This is a genomic window from Streptomyces smyrnaeus (assembly GCF_017676345.1).
Classification (GTDB): Bacteria; Actinomycetota; Actinomycetes; order Streptomycetales; family Streptomycetaceae; genus Streptomyces; species Streptomyces smyrnaeus.
Genome location: NZ_JAFFZM010000004.1, coordinates 328,921 through 349,358 on the forward strand (window position 1 = coordinate 328,921; position 20,438 = coordinate 349,358).

The window sequence follows — 20,438 nt, forward strand, 5'->3', positions numbered from 1 at the left end:
GGAGGGCGCCTCACGTGGCCATCAGCGGTGCGACTCCGCGACTGCCGGGAGCGCGTCGTCGCGCCCCGGCACACCTGAGCGCCCCGGCACACCTGAGCCCGCGGTCGTGGCGCCCCCGGACTCGATGGCCAGGGCCGCGTAGGCGGGGAAATTCAGCGCCCAGCTCACGTCCCGGTGCGCAGCCATCATCTGAAGGTCCCGCCAATGGCGTGCGACAACGGACGCGTCGTGGTGGGCGGCGGTGCCTGCCAGCTGGACCAGCCGCTGCACGGCCCGGACGCACAGCCGCGCCAGATACGCGCGGTCCCTGCTGATCACGGCACCTTCCTGGGATGTCAGGGCCCGTCGGCCGACACCCGCAGAGTGCAGTGTGGCGCACACGGCGCTGTACAGATGACGCGCGCAGGCCAGTTCCGCCGCGCTCTCCGTCAGCCCGTCCTGCACCAGTAGATCGTCCAGCGCCCGCGGCCGACCCCCGTCACGGGGGCTGAGCGACGCGGCATAGTGGTCGAACGCGCCTTCGGCGCAGCCCAGCAGCGGTCCGATGACCACACTGTTCATGTAGTGCAGATAGGGGACACCACCCAGGTAGTCGGTGGACCCGGCTCCGGCTCCGGTTCCGGTTCGGGGCCCGGCTCCGGGGCCGGGTCCGGACCCGTTCGGCCAGCGCTCGCCGAAGCACGCGTCGAAGGAGGTGACCAGGGCGTCCGCTACGAAGACGCCGTCCACCAGGATGTTCTTGGAGCCGGTCGCGGACATCCCGGAGACGTGCCATCCGTCCTCCACCGTCACCTGGTCGGCGCGGAGGGGGACGAGGACGCGTTCCGGCGCGCTCGGCGACTCGCACCAGCCGTTCAGCATGACCCAGTTCGCATGGTCGACGGCGGAGCAGAACCGCCACCGCCCTGCCACCTCGAAGCCGCCGGGAACTCGGGTGATCCGCCCGTCGACCGGAGCTGAGGCCGTCGAGAAGACCTGCCGCACACCTTTGGCGAACAGCAGTCCGGAGGCCTCCGGTGACAGCCGCCCGGCCAGCGCGGCGTGCCCGCCGACGACCCCGATGGTCCACCCCGTGGAGGGGCAGGCCCGGGCCGCCCGCCGGGCCGCCTCGGCCAGGGTCGGCCAGCCGCTCCCCGGACCACCGTGGCACGTGGGCGCGGCGAGACTCAGCAATCCGGAGTCGAGCAACTCGTCGACGGTCTCCCTCGGCAGGGTGCGCTCGCGCTCGGCGCCGGCGGCCCGCCCCCGCCAGGTGCCCGCGAGCGCCTCGACCCGGGCGCAGACATCACCGTCCGTGTCGTCCGGTGGCGCACCCTCGCCCCTCATACGGCCCCCTCCCGCTCGCGACCACCCACCCGGCGCGCGGAGGCGTCCTCGAAGCGGAACTCCTCCGGAATGAGGGGCTCTCCCGCCAGTTCGAGGAATTCCGCGAGCCGCTCGGCGTCGTCCGAGGCCACGAACTCGTAGAAGTTGGTGGCGTGCCAGATCACATGGACGTGGTTGAACCGGTCACCCAGCGCGCCCACCAGATCGTCGAACTCGACCTGCCCGTCGGTCATCCGCTGTAACATCTGCCGGCGTTTGCGTGCGATGTCCGCCGGAGTGAAGTACGCCGCCTTGTGCACCTCGTCCTTCACCCGTTCCCGGCGCTGGTACTCCTGCGGGTCGGGGTGGTTGAGCTTCTCCAGGAAGAACGCGAGCCCGTCCGGCCGCAGCAAGCCGGCGACGTGGTCGATCTGCGCCGCGCGTTCCTTGCCGTAGAACTGGAAGGCGGCCGTTTCGTAGAGGAAGTCGACCCCGCCCCGGAACGGGGCGTACTCGTCCCGCTCGTGCAGTGTGCGGGCCGTCAGTCGGAAGAGCGACTCGGGGAAGTAGCGCGACACCGCCGGGTCGGCATAGCGGTGGAACCACGGCTCGTTGGCCTTGTTCGGCGAGCTCGTCAGCGTCTTGATCCGCCCTCGGGAGAAGGAAGCCAGGGTCCGTCCGTTGGTGCCGTCGAACGCGTCTGCCTCGTAGAAGGTGAAGTCTCTCGGCTCGGCCGCCGACCTGCGTTCGATCAGCCGGGACAGCGCGACACCGACGCGCGACATCTCTTCGAGTATCCCCGGCACGCTCGCCAGGAAGTGCTGGAAAAGGGGACCGGAGCGCTCAACCATCGCGTCCTGGTAGTCGAGGAGCCGCCGGTCGCGGACCGCGTCCCGGATCGTGGAGCGGACCGGCACCCGCGGCACCTGGTCCCGGCCCGTGGCGATGTCGTCGAACCGGTCCGCGAGCCCGATCATGGACGAGGTCGCCACGTACTCCTGAGTCCCCGCGCCGCGTGGCAACTTGTCGGCGCTGTGCGGCAACTCGTCGGCCCCGTACGGTAACTCGCCGGCACCGCGCGGTGCGCCGTCCGGTGCCGTGGTTCCCTCCGTCGTCATCGTCCTGTCTCCTTCCGCGCTTGCCCTGAGGTGTCGTTGCGGGCCATCGCGCGGCGGAGCGCGAGGCGATCGGTCTTCCCTGACGCGGTCCTCGGCAACTCCTCGTAGAGCGCGACCTGGGCCGGCACCATGTGCCAGTCCAGCCGATCGGCGCAGAAGGCCCGCAACTCCTCCGCGCTGACGGCGGACGGCTCGCGCAGTACGACACAGGCCGCCGGTACGTTGCCCGACCGCTCGTCCGGCACCGGCACGACGGCGACGTCGACCACGTCAGGACGTCCGCGCAGCAGTGCCTCGATCTCGTGCGGGTCCACCTGGAGAAGCGTCCGGCTGAAGCCGTCGTCCTTGCGGCGCACCCAGTACAGGTAGCCGTCCCGGTCGCGGGTGAACAGATCGCCGGTGAGGAACGTCCGGCCGCCGGACGGGTCGGTGCGCAGCACACGGGCGGTCAGCTCGGGCCTGCGCCAGTAGCCCTGCATCACCAGGTCGCCGGACACCGCGAGTTCCCCGACGGTGTCCGGTTCCGTCACCGGTTCGCCCGCGTCGTCGATGAGCGCCGCCCGCACCCCGGGGATGGGCTTGCCGACCGACCCGGGGCGGCGGTCGATCTCTTCCGGCGGCAGGCCGCAGACCCGCTTGCACTCGGTGAGGCCGTACATCGAATGGATGCGCAGCGACGGGAAAGCGCCGCGCAACGCGGCGATGTGCTCGGGCGGGAGCCGCTGCCCGGTGCTGCACAGATAGCGGACGGAGGGGATCGCGTACCGGCCGAGGTCCCCGCGTGCGCACAGCCGTGTCAGTATCGAGGGGAAGGCGTGCACGGCAGTGACGCCCTCGCGATCGATGGTCTCGAAGATCTGCTCCGGCCCGTGTGGCAGCTGCCGGTGGAGCACCGCCCGACCGCCGAAGGCCAGCGGCATCATGATGTTGTAGAAGCCGAAGTCCGCGCCGATCGGAGTGAAGCTCAGCACAGCGTCGTCGGCCGTGTTCCCGAGATACTCGGTGACGGCGGTGAAGGCGGCGGACATGTTGGCGTGGCTGATCGCCACCCCCTTCGGGTCGGCGCTGGAGCCGCTGGTGTAGAACAGGGCGGCCAGCGGGCCCTCGACGGGGATGTCCGCGCCCCTTCTGTCGCGCTCGACCGGGCGCGACCGGCGCAGCACCGTCCCTCCGCCCAGGCGGATCACGGCGTTCAGGTCGGTGTCGCCGAACAGGTCGCCCAGATCCTCCGCCCGGTCGGTGACGAGAGCGGCGGCGTCGGCCTCGCCGATCTGATGCACCAGCTTCTTCCGCCCGAACGTCTGGTGCGTGGTGGCGACGCAACATCCCGCCTTGAGGATGCCGAGGACCGCCGCCACGACATCCACCGAGATATCGGCGTACACCACCACGCGGTCGCCGGGCCGCGCGCCGAGGCGCGGCAGGGCGTCCGCGTACTCCTCGGCCAGTGTGTTCAACTGCCCGTAGGAGGTGTGCACTCCGTCGATGGTGAGGGCGGCTCGCCGGGGCTGTTCCGCGGCGTGCCGTGCGAACAGCGAGTGCAGCGGGGTACGGAGGGCGGAGGCGGGTCCGCGCGGCATCAGTAGGACGATGCTTCGGCGAGGTCCAGCGAATGGCGTTCAGTGCCCTGCAACGGAGGGTTGAACACACTCAGCAGCGTCAGATCGCACCCGGGATCCGCGCGCAGGCAGTGCCGGTCGTGTTTGTCGAGTGCGTACAGGACTCCGGGGGCGATGCGGTGGACAGCGCCCGAGGCCTCCTCGATCTCTCCGGTGCCGGAGAGGCAGTAGCAGGCTTCGAGATGTGAGCGGTATTCCAGGTGGGAGAAAGTGCCTGCGCGTACCACGGTGTGGCACACGGTGAATCCCATGTTGTCCACGGTGGTGAGAAGGCGGAGGCTCGTGCCGTTTCCCCACTCGACCTCGTACTTCGACCCGGCTAATTCACTCAGCGATCGGATCAACATCGGAGCACTCCAGTGTGGTGGTCGCCAGCATGGGGGAGTGGTGCCGAATTGCAGAGTCGGATTTCCCGAGGAACACGGGGCCGCCGACGAGAAGTTCACGGAGCTGCGAAAGTCGCTCACATCGGCACGTGGATCGATACCGATGCGTGGAACAATTTCAGGGGACGTTACCCCATCACGCGTTTGACAGGCAAGGCCGCTCCGTCTCCCGTAATCCCCTCCCCACCGGATTGCCGGGGGGAAGCTTTACCAAAAGCGGCCTGCAAGCGGCCTGCGTATGTCCAGATCACCACCTCCCCGGGCGGGCCAAGGACAGGGTCCCTCCCCGGCGAGGTGGTGCATCAGGTGAGAGATGAGGCTCCCATGAACCAATGAGGCGATCCCCGGGCCGTACACACAGAAAACGTGCGCTGTATCGAATGCGGCTGCCGGTGCGTGCGTCCAGCGGCTCCCCGACGTTCGCTCAGCGAGCTCCGGCCTGCGCGGGGACCGGCAGCGGGGAGGCACATGCGGGGCATTTGAGCTGGATCTCAAGAAGGAGCCGGGTGAGGCTCTCGATGCCTGGCGGGCCGAAGGAGACCGTCATCGCGATCTCGGCGCTGATCCGGTAGGAGTCCTCGTTGCGGACGTCCGTGAACCACCACAGGACCGGGGTCAGTGCGCCGAGCTGGGCGGGAAGCTCCTTCTCGTGCTGCATGGCCCAGCGGTAGAGGTCGGTGAGCTGCTTGAAGCGCTGTTCCGAGGGAGTGGGTCGCAGATCGAACTGTGTGCGGGCGATCCGGTCCCCGTGATCGAGGGAGGCCTGCTCCGCCTTGCTCCACTCCTCGTCGTGCCGGGGACGTGAGGTGAGGCGGCCGGCCGCCAGGTTCGTCAGGTAGCTGGACCAGCGCAGGGCACCGGGGTTGCCGTACACGTCCGCTTCCGGATCGAGTCCGTGGGCGAGTCCCCGTTCCATCGCCTCCAGCAGGCCCGCGTTCGTCACCGACATCCAGGTGCCCGGACCGCCGACGCCCCGATCGCGCGCGGCTGACATCACGCCGACGATCGCGGCCCAGCGCCGGAAGCCCGGTTCGAATGCCGGTCCGTGCTGCTGCTGCAGGTCGCGGACCATCTCCACCCGTTCGGCCATGGGCACGGGCTCAAGCTCGGCCAGGTCGCAACGCAGTGTTGTCGCGCAGTCCCCCGGCGGGGCCTGGAGAGCGGCGGCGGAGGCGACCGGTACGGGCCCGGCCAACATGGCCAGCAACGTCAGCGCCATCACGACGACCTGAACGGACCACGACCGTTGACTCCTGCGCATAGGGCTCCCTTTCCAGGGACCGCCGTGCGCCGCCCTGTGTCCCATTCCAGCAGGCTCCCCCTGAACTGACCGGAAGACACGCCGAGTTGGTGCCCCACATCGTTGGTTCGGCGTCCCGAAGGGGGCGCGCGGAACTGCGCAGCTGGCCGTATCCTTCCTGCAGCTGATGGGCGTCAGGTCAGAGGGCGCCCCCGCCCCCTTCCGTCAACCGGACTCGGCGAGTCGGTCCATCCAAGGAGAAGGCGTCCCGGTGCCCTCCAGCTCGTCGCAGAGGCGATCGACGTGCTCCTCGGTGACATGCGGCATGGCGATCAGGTGCACACGTTCGCCCACGTGGAGCAAGTTCCACCGGCGGCAGGTGGCATGGTCGGGAGCGTCGAAGAGAACGGTGTTGCTCCCCGGTACGCGAACAGGGTGCCGACCGCAGTCGCGGAGGCGGTCGGCTGCGTACTCGGCCACCCGCACGCACCGGCGTACGCGTTCAGCCAGGCCCTGGCGTCCGAGCCTGCGCAGTTCCTGCCACAGCAGGATCGGGCACAAGGCGTCCCGTGACCCGCTGATGGTGTCGTCGTCCGCTCCCACTGCCGCGTCGTGCACCCGGATGCGCTCCACATCGCCGGGGCGGGCCAGGGCGATGCCGCAGGGAACCGGCGAACCGATCATCTTGTGCCCGCTTATGGCGATGGAGTCGGCACCGTCGGCGAACCCCCAGGGCACCGGGCGCGGGCCGAGCGCTGCCAGCAGGCCGCCGAACGCCCCGTCCGCGTGCAGATGCGCCCGGTCGATGCCCACCTCCGTCAGGACACGGTGGATCCCGCGCAGGTCGTCGACGGCTCCTTCCTCGGTGCTTCCGATCGTGGCGACGACCATGGCCGCCTTCGTACGGTGCTGCTGACACGCCGAGCGGAACGCCGACAGGTCCATGGCCCCGGTCTCGTCCGTGGCCACTCCGACGTATTCCATACGCAGGATGCGGGCAATCTTCGGAACGGAGTAGTGGGCGCGCGCCGACGCGTACAGAACGGCGTCGGGATGGCGCTCCCGGCCGAGATAGGCGCCGAACAGATTGCTCTCCGTCCCGCCGTTCGTCATGTACCCGAACGCCCCTCCGGCAGGTGCTCCGGCGAGCTGGGCGAAGAAATCGACAACGGCCCGCTCGAAGTACTTGCTGTGCAGGTGGTAGTCCGTACTGGCGCACGGACTACCGGCGTTGTTGCCGTGCACGGCCAGGTACTGGGCCAGGTCGCGGTAGTCGAAGTCCAGGTTGACGGGGAAGCCGACCATGTAGTCCTGTGCTCGGCGCATCTCGTCGGCGAGCGCGCGCAGTAGGGCGACGTCACCCGCCCGCTCTGCAGGGCCGCGGGGCTGCTCGCCGATGGCAAGGTCTTCCTCCAGCGGGATCACCATGAGTTCTGCTCCTTGGTTCGGGTGCCGGGGTTGGCTGCGGAACGGCGGAGAAGCCGGGGGGCTTCGACAGCGCAACCCAACCCTCCCCGGCCTCCCCGGCGGGCGACCGGAAACCTCAGGTCCCGGGGTCGACCGGGCCGGCGGCTGCGGATTGTGCGGCGGCTTTCAGCACGGACAGTGCCTGGTGGGTGTTGAGACGCGGATCGCACAAGCTGCGGTACCGCTGCGGGTCCGGCCCCGCCGCGCGCTGCGGAATGCACTCGGTCACCTCACCGGGAGTGGCTTCAAGGTGCACACCTCCCGGAACGCTGCCGGCACGGCTCACACAGCGGTGGAAGCGCTGGAGTTCGGCAGTGATCTCTTCCACCAGACGGGTCTTGAGACCCTGGCGGCGGTGGGTGTTGGCGTGCATCGGATCGCACATCCACACCACCGGATGCCCCGCGTCCCGCACGGCTGAGACCAGGGGCGGAAGGCATGTGAGCACCTGGTCCGCCCCCATCCGGGCGATCAGGGTCAGCCGACCCGGGGCGCGAGCGGGGTTGAGCGTCTCGCACAGCTCCACGACCTCGTCCGGAGCAGCGGAAGGACCCACTTTGCAGGCCACGGGATTGATGACCGAGGCCAGCAACCGCACGTGTGCGCCTTCTGGCTGGCGAGTGCGCTCTCCCACCCACGGCCAGTGCGTCGAGGCCAGCAGAAAGCGGCCGTCGGCGTCGCGGCGGAGCAGCGGCAGCTCGTAGTCCAGGACGAGTGCCTCATGAGAGGCCCAGACCCGCGGCTGGCCGGCAGGCCCGGTGCTGAGCCGCCTCGTCTCCGCCAGCACCTGGCGCGCGCTCCGGTAGCACTCGAGCATATGGTCGGCGAGGTGACGACGGCTGCGTTCCCCGGCCTCCGGGCGGTTGACCATGTGACCGCGGTAGACGGCCAGTCGGCGCCCGGCCACTGTCTCGGACGGCTGCGAGCGGGGCTTCGCGTACTGTCCGGCCATCCTGCCGACCCGTACGGCGGGCGTCCCTGTCACCGACTGCCACACGCCCGCCAGAGCGTCGATCAGGCCCACCATCCGCCGGACCCTCTCGGGGGCCGAGTCCTCGGGATGCTCCGCACAGTTGCCGACCTGAACGATGTTGAGGTCGCCGGCGGCACACCGGGCCAGGACAGCACGCAGCTGACCGACCTCGTCGACGGTGACGAGCCCCGGTGATCCGGCCAGAATCCGCCGGCACTCACGGGCCCGCGCACCGTCTTCCCATACCGGCTGCTGGAAGGCGGGCAGCCGGTGCCACTGATCCATGTCGTCGTCCGACAAGGAGCGCGGAAACTCGACCGCCGCGCGGTCTTCCGCCCTCGGCAGCTCAGTCACCGGTAGCTCCGTCCGGTCGTGTCGTTGCCGTCCGCAGCGGCTGCATCGCCGTCCGCGGCCGCTGCATCGCCGTTCGCAGCCGCTACGGAGGGACCGCCTCCGCGACACAGGAGCAGGACAGCTCCGGCGACGTGTTCGCCTTTCGTGCCGAGGCCGCTGCGGAAGTGCTGTCGCACCCTGTCCTCACGGGCGGGCGCGATCCGGGCACCTCGCTGCCCGATCCTCGCCTTCTGCACCTGCCGCGACAGCTGCGCCCGGCGGCGCAGCAGTTCGATCACGGCGCTGTCGATCTCGTCGATGGACCGGCGGAGCTCTGCGATGCGGGCTTCCGCCAACGGCTGCGAGGCGTCCTCCGGCTGTGATGTGACCTCGGGCTTTGACAAGGCCTCGGACCGGTGCTGGTTCCGGCATTCGCCCGGTCGACGCTGAGGCGTGTACGGCATGACTGGCAGCCTCCGTCTCGCTGCGTGCTGGTCCTCCCCGTCTACCTGCCTCATGCGACCGGACACCGAGCACGCACGATCGAAGCGTGCGCGCGTTGAAAGCTACGGCGTGGCGGACGGGCAGCAGCCGCCCCAGCCCCAGGAGGGCACCGCCGTCGGCCGAAGCCATGCCCGAAGACGGCGGTGAGACGGTGGTGAGAGGCGGACGGAAGAATGGAGACATGCCACACCCACCTGGAAAGCCCCCCGGCTGCCGTCCGTACCGCGTCACCGATTCAGCCGGGTACCTCGCGGGCTTGTGGAGTATCGAGCGCACCGTGATCGACCGGAGAACGGAGATGGAGGGCTCCTTCCGGGGGAGCGCCGAGTTCCGGGCCGCGGACGCCGCGGGGGCCGCGGGGGCGCCGGAGGGAGCGCTGCTGCACAGGGAGGAAGGACAGCTCACCTGGGGCGGCCGAACGTATCCGGCCACGCGTGTGCTGCGTCTGCTTCCCCGCCCCGACGGCACAGCCGAGGTCACCTTCGCGGACGGCCGCCACTTCCACGAGTTGGACCTGCGCAGCGGTGACTGGTCCGTCGTCCACCCTTGTGCCGCGGACCGGTACGAGGGGCGGTTCACGGTCTGCTCGCCCGACGAGTGGCACCTTCAGTGGCGGATCACCGGGCCGGCCAAGGACCAGCTTCTCCAATCCGTCTACCGGCGACGCGTTCCCTGAGAGCCGCCCCGACCACTTCACCGGACTGCTGCCCGCACCCGATCGGTCGTGCTCCGCAAGCCGCCGAAGAGCACCCAGCGATCCCCGGTCACCCCGCGTTCGCGCGGGGTGACCGGTCACAGTCGCCAAAGCCCTGACCGCCACCTGACGCGCCCCGGGCAGAGCTCCGGGCCACGACAGTGGCGCAGCTCCGCGCCGGCCTGTTGCTCTTGCCCGAGTTCTTGCTGAGTGGGGGTGAGCTGGAAGGGCGCGGGTAGACGACTGTCAGGACGAGAGGGGGACAGCTGGTGGTGTTGGGACCGCAGGGCGCGCCCACGGGGCCGCTGAAGTACTTCCGGGAAAATCCGTTGAGCCGCCGTGCCGAGTTGTTCTTGTTCAGCGGTATCTTCCTGTTCGGGGTGGGCTTCATGCTGTTCGGGATCTTCGTACTGGCCCCGTAGGAAGCGGCGCACCCGCCTGCCGGTCACCGCTCCAGGTCCTCCTTGGCCCGCTCCGGCAGTCGCAGATACACCAGTGCCGACAGCAGGCACAGCGCGGTGACGTACCACGGGAAGGCGTCGGGCATCTCCAGCTCTTCGAAGAGCGTGCCGACGTAGGGAGCGGTGCCGCCGAAGAGGGCCACGGCCAGCGAGTAGGGGAAGCCGATGCCCGCGGCACGCACCCGGGCCGGGAAGACCTCGGCGTTGACCGCGGCTGCGATGGCCGTGTAGCCCGTGAGCAGCACCATTCCGGCGCACTGCACCAGCAGGAGTGATACGAGAGAATCGCCGACCGCGTGCAGCAGCGGAACGCACACGACGGCGAACCCGATCGCGAAGGTCAGCAGCAGCGGTTTGCGGCCCACCCGGTCGGACAGCAGCCCGCCCAGTGGCTGCAGCAGCATGAAGAACACCAACGAGATCGTGCCGGCGACGAGCGCATCGCCTTTGTCGAGCCCGGCATTGACCTGCGCGTACGTCGGCAGGTACGAGGTCCACACGTAGTAGGCGATCGTCCCGCCGGCTGTGATCCCGACGATCAGCAGGGACTCGCGGGGGTGGCTGCGCAGCGCGTCGAAGAGCCCGGGACGCGGCCCACCGGCGTGCTTGTCGCTGCGTGTCTCCTGCGCGCCCCGCCGTACCCAGAAGCCTGCGAGGCTCAGCAGCGCCCCGATCACGAACGGAGCCCGCCAGCCCCACTGGTGCATCTGGCTGTCGTCCAGCGTGGAGACGAACAGCGCAGCGACACCGGAGGCGGCCAGTTGGCCCGCTGTCGTCGAGACGTACTGGAAGCTGGAGAACAGCCCGCGGCGGCCCGGGCCGGCCGACTCCACCAGGAAGGTCGTGGAGGCGGCGAACTCCCCTCCCACGGACAGCCCTTGCACAAGCCGGGCGATCACCAGCACCACGGCCCGAACGCTCCGGCTGCCGCGTAGCTGGGGGTGACCGCGACCAGCAGGCTGCTGCCGCCCATGAGCAGGATCGTCAGCGTCAGCGCGGAGCGCCGTCCGGCCCGGTCGGCGACCGCCCCCAACAGCAGTCCGCCGACCGGCCGCATGAAGAAGCCGACAGCGAAGACGGCGAAGGTGGACAGCAGCGGAACCAGCGAATTGTCCGCCCCCTTGGGGAAGATCTCATCCGCGATGTAGACGGCGAGGAACGAGTACGCGAACCAGTCGTACCACTCGACACCGTTCCCGACGGAGGCCGCCAACAGTTGCCGCCCCGACCGCCGGGGCGACCGGTCGCCTTCGCCCTCGCCCTCCCGCTTTCCCGGCTTCGGCTCCTGGCCCGTCTCCCGCGTCCGCTCCTGCGACTGCGTCATCGATGGATGTCCTCTCCGGCGCTCTTGCTGTGCCACCGGACAACCCGACTCGGCCGCACCTCCATTCCTGCGTACCGGCGCCGTCCCGGCATGCGGACATGGCGCCTGCGCCGCCGGGCAGGTTGTGGGCTGCCGCGTGGTACCGGGCGGGACACGCACCTGGGCGGCCCGCCTCCGTGGTCCAGCCAGCGCCTGGCGGCTGTCGTCCCGCTGCCGGCCGGACAGATGTACGCCCGGGCTCCGCCCGCATGTGGACCTGCGCCTGGCGGCCGAGGTCGGCCACGCACCGGCCCCTGTCCTGCCCTGCCCTGCACGGTGCCGTTCCCGTCGGCAGTGACAGGGGGCGACACCCGTACCCCGGAGCGGGGCGGCTTCACGGCGCCGGTCAGTCGGAGGCGGCGCCCCCGGAAGTGGCGCGGGCGAGGGTGTCCGCCACCGTTGTGCAGGCGAGCCGGGCCACCGCACGCAGCTCCGAGTCCGACGTACCGGCACGGCTCAGCACGGCGAGCGACTGATTGACCGCGACGACGAACGTGGCCAGTTCGTCGAGCACTTGGGCATCGGCTGCAGAATCCGCCAGCGCCGCGCGTACCCGCCGACGCTGCGTGTCGAGCAGGTCGCGGACCTTGGCGCTGTTCTCCTGCTCCAGCGTCGCTGACTGCGTGGCGGACTGGGCGACGAGGCACCCGGCGGGGACGGACGGGTCGGCGATACGGGTCAGGATGACGTCGAAGAAGGCCTCCAACGCCCGCACCGGGTTACCGGGGTGCGCCGCGAGGGCCTGCCCGTACTGCTCGCTGTAGATCGACTCGTAACGGTCGAGGCACTGGCGGAACAGGGCGTCCTTGCCGCCGAACGTGCCGTAGAGCGACCCGCGGCCGAGGCCGGTGGCCGAGCACAGGGCACCGAGCGAGGCATCCGCGTACCCGCGCTGCCAGAACACCCGCATTGCCTGGTCTAGGGCCGCGCCGACATCGAACTGCTTCCGGCCCGACATGCCGCCCACCTCCTGCTTCACATTGCCATCGGGACCCTACCTGGCTCGTGGAGGGACGAGCCACATCATTGACCGATCGGTCCAAGATGGCTAGCGTGATCGACGAGCGGCCTCCCACGGCCTCACTCAGGGCGGGCCGGACGGTCGGTGTCGCCCTACGCCCCGAACTGCGGCAATCCCCGCAGAGAGGATCATCATGAACATGGCGCCACCCCCATTCCCCACGCCCGACGGCCCCGGTTCCGTCTCTGATGTGCCGCACCTCCCGGCCCGGTTCACCGAGACGTTCACCAGTCGGTACGTCGACACCGGTGAGGTGCGACTGCACGCCGTCACCGGTGGCGAAGGCCCCCCGCTTCTGCTGCTGGCCGGCTGGCCCCAGACGTGGTACGCCTGGCGCCTCCTGATGCCGACGCTGGCCCAGGACTTCCACGTCGTCGCGGCCGATTCGCGCGGTGTCGGACTGTCCGACAAGCCCCGGGACGGGTACGACACAGGCACCCTTGCCGGCGACATGGTGAAACTGATGGCGGCGCTCGGGCACCAGCGGTTCGCCATGGTCGGCCACGACATCGGCATGTGGACCGCCTATGCCCTGGCCGCCGACCACCCGGACCGGCTCGACCGCCTCGCCGTCGCCGAGGCCTCCATCCCCGGACTGTCCCCCTCCCCGCCGCTCTTCAGCAGCCGGAAGGCGAATGAAAGCCTCTGGCACTTCACCTTCAATCGCCTCACCGACCTCAACGAACAACTGGTCAGCGGGCGGGAACAGCTCTTCTACGGTCACCAGTTCGCCACGAAGGCGGCGAAGCCCCTGCCCGACTACGCCGTCCAGTACTACGTCGAAACCCTCGCCGCCGCACCGGAAGCCCGGCGTGCCAGCTTCGAGTTCTACCGCGCGATCGACACGACCCTCGCGCAGAACGAGCAGCGTGCGGCCCGACGGCTGACCCTTCCCGTGCTGACAGTCGCGGGGGCGGAGAACTTGGGTGAAGCGGTCGGCAAAACGATGAAGCGTGCCGCGGATGAGGTGGAGAGCGTCGTCATTCCCGGCTGCGGGCACTACCCCGCCGAGGAAGCTCCGGAGGAGATGCTTGCCGCGCTGACCACCTTCCTGGCCCCGTACCGGGACAGCCGCACCGCGGCAAACATCCCCACGGCCCGGGGGACCGGAGACTAATCCCTCTGCACTCCGCCATCGCCGGTGGTCAAAGCGTGGGGGGTAGATAGCAGAGGCCGGGCGCAACCGGGAGCTGTCACTTCAGGTCCGAGAGGAGGCCGTCCAAGGCCTCCTGGAGGGCCGCGGCGTTGGCCGGGTCGAACCACGTGGTGCGGATCCGCTCGTTGTTCCCTCTGGGAGTCTCATGGTCGGCGGCGAGCTGATGCAGAGGGCGTGACTCGTCGTTCAGCGAGCGGCCCACGTTCTGGAAGAGGCCGCGCACATACCGGTCGGCGGCGTCGGGGGCGATGCCGTGGGCGGTGGCCCACGAGGTGAGTGTGGCGAGGTAGGTGTAGTGGGCGGTGAGCGTCCCGGTCAGTGCGGAGAAGACGTTGAAGGCCTCCTCGTCCGCGACGGGCATCGCCCCGCCCAGCTGTTCGAAGAGAGCGTCCACCGTCGGGTGGGAGGGGCAGGTCACGGTGACGGAGCGGCGCTCGCGCACCGCGGGCAGCGGGATGGCGCGGACGAGTGGGGCGCCTGTGGCGAGGGTCCCGCGCAAGTCGTCGATGGCGACACCGGCCATCAGGCTGACCACGATCTTGCCGTCGTCCACCTTCAGCCCGGCGAGCGCCTCCTGGTGGTCCTGGCGGCGCACGGCGACGATCACCAACTCGGAGCGGTCCACCACCTCCTGGTTGTCGGCGCACACCTGGACGCCCTCGAAGCGCTCGGACAGTTCGGCGGCGACGCGGGCCCCCCGGGGAGAGAGGAAGACCTCCGGGGACGCGCCGCCCTCGCTGCGCAGGCCCTCGACGATGGCCTTGCCGATTTCGCCCGCCCCTATGATGCCGATTCGCTGCACTGTGTCGTCCTCCATGGTGCGCGGTAGTTGTGGCTCGTGCCGGTGCGACTCTGTACGGCCGCGGTGGTTGCGGCAGTCCGGTCGAGCCGAGGTGTCTTTGCGGGGTACGGCGTCGGCGTCTGCTGTCGGGGCCGGCCGGTAGCCCCGGACCCCTGGTCGGTCGCGGCCGGGCAGCGTGGTCTCCTGCCAGACGATCGCGGCGCCGGTGTCCGGCTCTCCGAGGATCGTCCGCGCCGTGCTGGAGGCGCGGAAGCGGCTCTCCGCGTCGCGGTAGTGCTCTTTCTGTGTGTTTCCCCATGACGAACAGCCAAGACTCCCGACCGACGCCGAGTGTGTCGTGTGACCGGCCGACGTTGCCCTCATTATGCACGCGGTGCGCGCACCGGCAAGTGCAGCGCACAAGCCCGAACTGCTGCGCGCGGTTGCCGACCGGATTCTGCCGACCTCCGTGGACAGCTACCGCCCCGAGGGCGACTGGAAACAGCACGTCACCGCCCTGGCTCTGCGCCTGCGTGAGGTATTCGGCCCGCCGTGAGGCTGTCGGGTTCTCGCACGGCCTGCCCGGCCCGTCCGCGGGCGAACGCGGAAGCGAACTCCGCCTCGCCGAGGGAAGCACGGGCGCGCTCGGACGCCCGGTCCACATCGACGCGTTCGGCGGCAGGCAGCGGCATACCGACGGAGTCACGCAGGGCGGCGGCCCGCCCCAGCAGGCACGCGGCGCGCTCGGGGTGATCCGCTGCCGCGTGGGCCCCCGCCAGGCCCTCCAGCGCCAGCGCCAGCGCACGGGGATCGCCGGTGCGACGGGCGACGGTCAGCCCTTCCCGGTGGAGAGCCGCGGCGCCCTCGGTGTCGCCGCGCTGTTCGGCTGCGTAACCGAGCTGCGCCAGGATCAGCGCCGTGCCGGAGTCGACGCCGAACCGCCTGTTCCAATCGAGCCACGGGCGGAGCAGGGTCTGCGCGGTCTCCAGGTCGCCGCGTCGTCGGGCGCCGAGTGCGAGACCGGTCACCGCGAACTGTTCGGCTGGGCGGTGGGACTGCTCCGCGGCCAGCCGCCTGGCCTGCTCGTGGTACTCGGTGGCCCGCTCCAGGTCACCGGTCAGCAGCGCGATCCGGCCCAGCCTGGCCAACCCGAAGGACGCGCTGGTCCACAGCTGGAGCTCCTCCGCGTCCCGTACGCAGTCCTGGTGCAGGCGTGCTGCCGCCGCGTAGTCCCCGGCGATCTCGGCGAGCACGCCCAGCTGCTCGCAGGACTGCAAGTGTCCCCAGCGATCGCCGAACTCCCGGAAGAGGGTGGCCGCAGCCTCGGCGTGCTGCCGAAGGGCCACCAGATCTCCCTGGTACACGGCGCGGGTGGCGCGCACGCTGAGGAGGGCTGCCTCGCCCCACCGGTCACCGAGCGCCCGGAACCGGGCGCCCAGTGCCTCCAGATCGGTCAGCTCGACCGCCTCCCGCAGCCCGGGACGTGGATTGCCGAAACCGCATCTGGCGTAGGCGAGCAGCCATAGGCTGCGTACGTCCGCGCCGTCGAAATCCTCGTCGGGGTGGACATCGACCCCGCTCAGCAGCGCGAACGCGGCGCGCCTGGCACGGGCCGAGGCCCGGGCGGGACCGCAGGTGTGCCCGGCGGCCACCGGTGTCCGCGCGAGGACCTGGTCCAGCCGACGGAGCGCTTCGCCGACGCGACCGCGCAGGAACCAGTACCAGCTGAGGGCGTTGACCAGGCGCAGCCCGAGGGACTCGGCTTCTTCCAGCGCGAGCGCGGAGCGCAGGTTGCGGGACTCGGCGTCCAGGCGCTGCAGCCAGTACCGCTGATCGTGGCCGTGCAGCAGTTCACAGGCGTGCTCCGCGAGTTCGGTGAAGTGCCGCGCGTGGCGGTGGCGGACATCCTCGGCCTCCCCGGCTTCCTCAAGACGCTCCAGACCGTAGGCCAGCACCGACTCCAGCATGCGGTACCGGGGCCTGTCCGCTGCTTGCCCCTCGTGCGCCACGACGACCAAGGAGCGGTCCACCAGGCGGGAGAGCAGATCGAGTACCTCGTCGGTGGCGATGCCCTCGCCCGCGCAGACCGACTCGGCTGATTCCAGCGTGAACCCTCCGACGAAGACGGCGAGCCTGCGCAGCAAGGTCTGCTCCGGCGGGGACAGCAGCTCCCAGCTCCAGTCGATCATCGCGCGCAGCGTGCGTTGCCTGGCCGGGGCATCCCGGCGCACCTGGTTCAGCAGCCGGAAGCGGTCGTGCAGGCGGTCGGCCAGTGTGTGTACGCCCAGGGTCCGCACCCGGGTCGCGGCCAGCTCCAGGGCCAGGGGAATCCCGTCGAGGCGGCGGCAGATGAGGGCGACGGCCTCGGTGTTGCCGGCGTCCAGGGTGAATCCGCCGGCGGCGGCTGCGGCCCGCTCGGCGAACAACTCCATGGCCTCGTTCTCGGCGAGGGGAGCGACCGCCTCCAGCACCTCCCCGGAGAGAGCCAGCGGCTCCTGGCTGGTGGCCAGGACATGCAGCCCCGGGGCGTGCCCCAGCAAGTAGCCGACGAGTTCGGCGACCGGAGAGGCCAGGTGTTCGCAGTTGTCCAGGACGAGCAGGAGTCGCCGCGCCGCCAGCGCATCGACGAGCCGAGCCCGAACCGCGCCCCGCCCACCCTCGCCTCGCCCAACCTCGCCAATCTCCGGGCCTCCGTCGGTCTTCGGGCTGCTTCCGCCGTTCCTCGTGCCCCCGTCGCCGGCTGAGTTCTGGCTCGCCCCACCTGCCCCGCCGCTTCTCGCGTTCCCGCCCTGCGCTCCGTCTCCGTCCCGGGCCTCGGGGTGCCCGGTGTCGTCGTCGCGGATACCGAGGGCGACCGCCACCGTCTCTGCCACCTCGTGCCCCGTCCCGGCGAGCTCGACGAACCGGACGCCGTCGGCGAAGACAGCTGAACCATCCGCCAGCCGGGACGCCGCCGCCAACGCGAGCCGGGTCTTGCCGACCCCGCCCGGCCCGGTGAGGGTGACCAGCCGGGTGGACTCGACCAGCGCGCACAGCCGCGGAATGGTATCCCGACGGCCGACGAGTGAACTCAGCGGCGCGGGCACTCCGGCACGCTGCGGCGCCGACGCCTCCCTCGCGGGCTCGGACGGCGGTGGTGCAGCGGACGCGGGAGGCGATACGGACACGGAGCGTGGCACGGAGGGGGCAGCCGGCACGGGCGACAGAGCGGGGTCCTGGCGCAGGATGGCCTCGTGCAGGGCAGCCAGCTCGGGCCCCGGGTCGATGCCCAACTCCTCGGCGAAGCGCCGCTGCAGTTCGCGGTAGGCCGTGAGCGCCTCGCTCTGCCGCCCGGAACGGTAGAGGGCCCGCATCAGGCTCGCCCACAGCCGCTGACGCAACGGGTGGGCGGCAGCGAGGGACGCCAACTCGTCGGCCAGTGAGGCGCTTTCCCCCAGATCAAGGCGGAGCTCGGCCAGCTCCTCCTGTGCCGTCAGGCGCTGCTCCTCCAGGTGGGCGATCGTGGCCTGCGCGAAGGGGGCGTCACGGAAGTCGGCGTACGCTCCCCCGCGCCAAAGCTCCAGTGCCTCCGCCAGCAGCGCGACCCGGGCCCCCGGCTCGGACAACCGCCGTGCACGGGTGATCGACTCGACGAACCGGCCCGCGTCCACCGCGTCGTCGGGCACCCGGAGCGCGTAGCCCGCCGCCCCGTACGCGATCAGGTCGCGGGCGCCGGGGTCGGACCTCGTCAGTACCCGGCGCAGCTGCGAGACCTTGGTCTGCAGAGTGTTACCGGGGTTGCCGGGCACCTCGTCGCCCCACAGGTCGTCGATGAGCCGGTCCACCGGCACCGGCCGGCCGAAGTGCACCAGTAGATCGGCCAGCAGCGCGCGGACCTTGCCCTCGGGCACGGCAACCGGGGCTCCGTCATCTGTACGGACCGTGACGGACCCCAGCACCTCGAATCGCATGTGAGCACGTTAACCGGTGTCCGTGCGTGGAGTGTCAGCAGTTCGTGCGTGGACCCGGGCACTGTGCTGTCCGTGGCCACAGCAGGTCACCAAGACCCGTCAGCAGGTCATGAAAACCCGTCGCACACATTGCCCGGAGGTAGTCTCATGTCCGTCTCGTCCCGTGAAATCCGGCTCGCCTCGCGTCCCGCAGGGGAGCCGGTGGGGGAGAACTTCACACTGGTCCACACCGAATTGCCCGACCCCGGCGAGGGGCAGATCCTGGTCCGCAACACCTGGATGTCCGTCGACCCGTACATGCGCGGCCGGATGAACGACGCACCCTCCTACATCCCGCCGTTCGAGCTCGGCGGTGCTCTGGAAGGCAGCGCGATCGGTGAAGTGATCGCCTCCCGCGCAGCCTCCGTGCCGGTCGGTGCGGCCGTCTCGCACTTCCTGGGCTGGCGCGAGTACGCCGTCCTGGACGCGACGGCAGCCACCGTCGTCGACACCACGATCGCCCCGCCGACGGCATACCTCGGCCCCCTCGGCACCACCGGTCTGACCGCCTACGCCGCGCTGACCCGAACCGCTCCGGTCCGCGAGAAGGACGTCGTCTTCGTCTCGGCCGCAGCCGGCGCGGTCGGCAGCGTGGCCGGACAGCTGGCCCGGAAGCTCGGAGCGGCGCGGGTGATCGGCTCGGCCGGCGGCCCGGAGAAGACGAAGAAACTCCTCGACGTGTTCGGCTTCGACGCGGCCGTCGACCACCGGCTGGGAAACCTGGACGAGCAACTCGGACAGGCGGCACCCGACGGGATCGACGTCTACCTCGACGCGGTGGGCGGCGACCACCTGCAGGCAGCCATCGGTGCCATACGCCCCGGCGGACGGATCGCCATGGTCGGCGCGATCAGTGGCTACAACGCCACGGCGCCCGTGCCCGGACCCGACAACCTCTTCCGCGCCGCCACACACGAGGTCACCCTGCGGGGCATGCTCGTCAGCAGCCACTTCGACCTCTTCCCGGAGTGGATCGGCAAGGCGGCGGGTTGGCTGGCAGACGGCTCGCTGCGTACGGAGCAGACCGTCGCCGAGGGGATCGAGCAGGCTCCCGAGGCATTCCTGGGCGTGCTGCGCGGCGCCAACACGGGCAAGATGCTCGTCCGGCTGGGGAGCAACTGATGGCCCCGCGCTCCCCGCTGACCACCGCGCACTCCCCGCGCGCCCTGCTGGTCCTCGCCCACCCTCGCGCGGATTCCCTGACGGCCCAACTCGCCGACCGGGCCGAGCAGCGGCTGACGCGCGACGGCTTCGGTATCGACCTCCTCGATCTGCACGCGGAGGACTTCGACCCCCGGATGACTCCGGCGGACGAGCCGGACTGGGCAGACCCGGAAAAGCCGTACTCACCCCAGGTCCACGCCCATATGGCCCGCGTGGAGGCGGCCGATGTGATCGTGGTGGTCTTCCCGCTGTGGTGGTTCGGCCTCCCCGCCGTCCTCAAGGGCTGGATCGACCGCGTGTGGAACCACGGCCTCGCCTACGGCGGCAGCCGACCGCGGCTGCACGGCAAGCGGATGCTCTGGCTCAGCCTGGTCAGCTATGGACGCGAGCAGTTCACCGAACTCGGCTGGGACCAGGTGGTCTCCCGCACCCTGCGGGAGGGCATCTCGGGCTTCTGCGGCATCGATGACGCGGTGGTGCACTTCGTGTACGAGTCACTGACCGCCGGCCAACAGGCCCTGAACACAGTGGACCCGGCGCTCGACGAGGTGCTGCCGCCGGTGCGAACGGGCGGCACCTGACAGTGCTCCGGCGTCTCCTGACAGTGCTCCGGATGATCGGCAGGGGGCCGGCCGCAGGTGCTGGGCCGGCCCCGGGCTGTCGCTTCGAGCCCTCGCAGGGTGAGGAAGGCTTCTGGGCGGTCGTGACACGGGCGCCGTGGTGGTTGCCCGGCCAGGCCAGGCGGCGCGTCTTCACCCACCGCCTCTTTGCCGCCCTGCTGCCCTGCCGCCCGACGACACGACCGACCTCCTGTGATCTCGCCGGGCGCAGCGTGGTACCGGCTCGGTGCCGAAGGCCAGGGGG

At 70.5% G+C, this 20,438-nt stretch carries 16 protein-coding genes and 2 pseudogenes; 6 read left to right on the plus strand and 12 right to left on the minus strand.

The features are described from left to right. Positions 1–21: 21 nt before the first annotated feature. The 8 genes from JW613_RS09515 to JW613_RS09550 all read right to left on the minus strand — a co-directional run bounded on the left by JW613_RS09515 (position 22) and on the right by JW613_RS09550 (position 8,845). Positions 22–1,326, minus strand: a complete 1,305-nt coding sequence (locus tag JW613_RS09515; RefSeq protein WP_209210263.1) for an acyl-CoA dehydrogenase family protein — start codon at positions 1,324–1,326, stop codon at positions 22–24. Further along, positions 1,323–2,423 (minus strand): hypothetical protein, encoded by a 1,101-nt coding sequence (locus JW613_RS09520; protein ID WP_209210264.1) that lies wholly within the window; start codon positions 2,421–2,423, stop codon positions 1,323–1,325. The genes JW613_RS09515 and JW613_RS09520 overlap by 4 nt, the downstream gene beginning before the upstream one ends. Further along, a complete protein-coding gene (locus JW613_RS09525) occupies positions 2,420–4,003 on the minus strand; it encodes a class I adenylate-forming enzyme family protein (protein WP_209210265.1) in 1,584 nt (527 codons plus the stop codon). Before JW613_RS09525 ends, JW613_RS09520 begins: the two co-directional genes overlap by 4 nt. Continuing rightward, on the minus strand, positions 4,003–4,389 hold the full coding sequence (locus tag JW613_RS09530) for an ectoine synthase (protein ID WP_209210266.1): 387 nt from the start codon (positions 4,387–4,389) through the stop codon (positions 4,003–4,005). The genes JW613_RS09525 and JW613_RS09530 overlap by 1 nt, the downstream gene beginning before the upstream one ends. Before the next feature lie 463 nt (positions 4,390–4,852). Further along, complete coding sequence (locus JW613_RS09535; RefSeq protein ID WP_209210267.1) at positions 4,853–5,647, minus strand: hypothetical protein; 795 nt, start codon at positions 5,645–5,647, stop codon at positions 4,853–4,855. 246 nt (positions 5,648–5,893) lie between these two features. Beyond that, positions 5,894–7,096 (minus strand): histidine decarboxylase, encoded by a 1,203-nt coding sequence (locus tag JW613_RS09540; RefSeq protein ID WP_209210268.1) that lies wholly within the window; start codon positions 7,094–7,096, stop codon positions 5,894–5,896. A 115-nt stretch (positions 7,097–7,211) separates the two neighbouring features. Continuing rightward, on the minus strand, positions 7,212–8,462 hold the full coding sequence (locus JW613_RS09545; protein ID WP_307865846.1) for a 3-deoxy-7-phosphoheptulonate synthase: 1,251 nt from the start codon (positions 8,460–8,462) through the stop codon (positions 7,212–7,214). Beyond that, entirely contained in the window at positions 8,459–8,845 is a 387-nt protein-coding gene (locus JW613_RS09550) for a chorismate mutase (protein WP_209210269.1), read from the minus strand. Before JW613_RS09550 ends, JW613_RS09545 begins: the two co-directional genes overlap by 4 nt. A 281-nt stretch (positions 8,846–9,126) precedes the next feature. Between JW613_RS09550 and JW613_RS09555 the strand changes: the two genes are divergently transcribed. Then, positions 9,127–9,621, plus strand: a complete 495-nt coding sequence (locus tag JW613_RS09555; protein ID WP_209210270.1) for a DUF6314 family protein — start codon at positions 9,127–9,129, stop codon at positions 9,619–9,621. 287 nt (positions 9,622–9,908) lie between these two features. After that, positions 9,909–10,061: a hypothetical protein gene (locus JW613_RS09560; RefSeq protein WP_209210271.1), complete on the plus strand. Its 153-nt coding sequence runs from the start codon at positions 9,909–9,911 to the stop codon at positions 10,059–10,061. A gap of 23 nt (positions 10,062–10,084) precedes the next feature. On the opposite strand, the pseudogene JW613_RS09565 reads toward JW613_RS09560, so the two are convergent. Together JW613_RS09565 and JW613_RS09570 are read right to left on the minus strand one after the other, a co-directional pair. Further along, a pseudogene (locus JW613_RS09565) lies at positions 10,085–11,424 on the minus strand (MFS transporter). Between the two features lie 385 nt (positions 11,425–11,809). Further along, positions 11,810–12,421 carry a TetR/AcrR family transcriptional regulator gene (locus tag JW613_RS09570; protein ID WP_209210272.1) on the minus strand — a complete coding sequence of 204 codons (612 nt, stop codon included), beginning with the start codon at positions 12,419–12,421 and terminating at the stop codon, positions 11,810–11,812. Positions 12,422–12,623: 202 nt separating this feature from the next. Between JW613_RS09570 and JW613_RS09575 the strand changes: the two genes are divergently transcribed. Continuing rightward, complete coding sequence (locus JW613_RS09575) at positions 12,624–13,601, plus strand: alpha/beta fold hydrolase (RefSeq protein WP_372447925.1); 978 nt, start codon at positions 12,624–12,626, stop codon at positions 13,599–13,601. Between the two features lie 76 nt (positions 13,602–13,677). On the opposite strand, the gene JW613_RS09580 is transcribed toward JW613_RS09575, so the two are convergent. Then, complete coding sequence (locus tag JW613_RS09580) at positions 13,678–14,457, minus strand: NAD(P)-binding domain-containing protein (protein WP_209210274.1); 780 nt, start codon at positions 14,455–14,457, stop codon at positions 13,678–13,680. A gap of 382 nt (positions 14,458–14,839) precedes the next feature. On the opposite strand from JW613_RS09580, the pseudogene JW613_RS35705 reads away from it, so the two are divergent. Further along, a pseudogene (locus tag JW613_RS35705) lies at positions 14,840–14,968 on the plus strand (TetR/AcrR family transcriptional regulator); the annotation flags it as partial. On the opposite strand, the gene JW613_RS09585 reads toward JW613_RS35705, so the two are convergent. Then, on the minus strand, positions 14,931–18,371 hold the full coding sequence (locus JW613_RS09585) for an AfsR/SARP family transcriptional regulator (protein ID WP_209210275.1): 3,441 nt from the start codon (positions 18,369–18,371) through the stop codon (positions 14,931–14,933). The pseudogene JW613_RS35705 and the gene JW613_RS09585 sit on opposite strands and share 38 nt — an antisense overlap. A 147-nt stretch (positions 18,372–18,518) precedes the next feature. Between JW613_RS09585 and JW613_RS09590 the strand changes: the two genes are divergently transcribed. Together JW613_RS09590 and JW613_RS09595 are read left to right on the plus strand one after the other, a co-directional pair. Then, positions 18,519–19,532, plus strand: a complete 1,014-nt coding sequence (locus tag JW613_RS09590) for an NADP-dependent oxidoreductase (RefSeq protein ID WP_209210276.1) — start codon at positions 18,519–18,521, stop codon at positions 19,530–19,532. Continuing rightward, complete coding sequence (locus tag JW613_RS09595) at positions 19,532–20,155, plus strand: NAD(P)H oxidoreductase (RefSeq protein WP_209210277.1); 624 nt, start codon at positions 19,532–19,534, stop codon at positions 20,153–20,155. Before JW613_RS09590 ends, JW613_RS09595 begins: the two co-directional genes overlap by 1 nt. Positions 20,156–20,438: the final 283 nt, after the last annotated feature.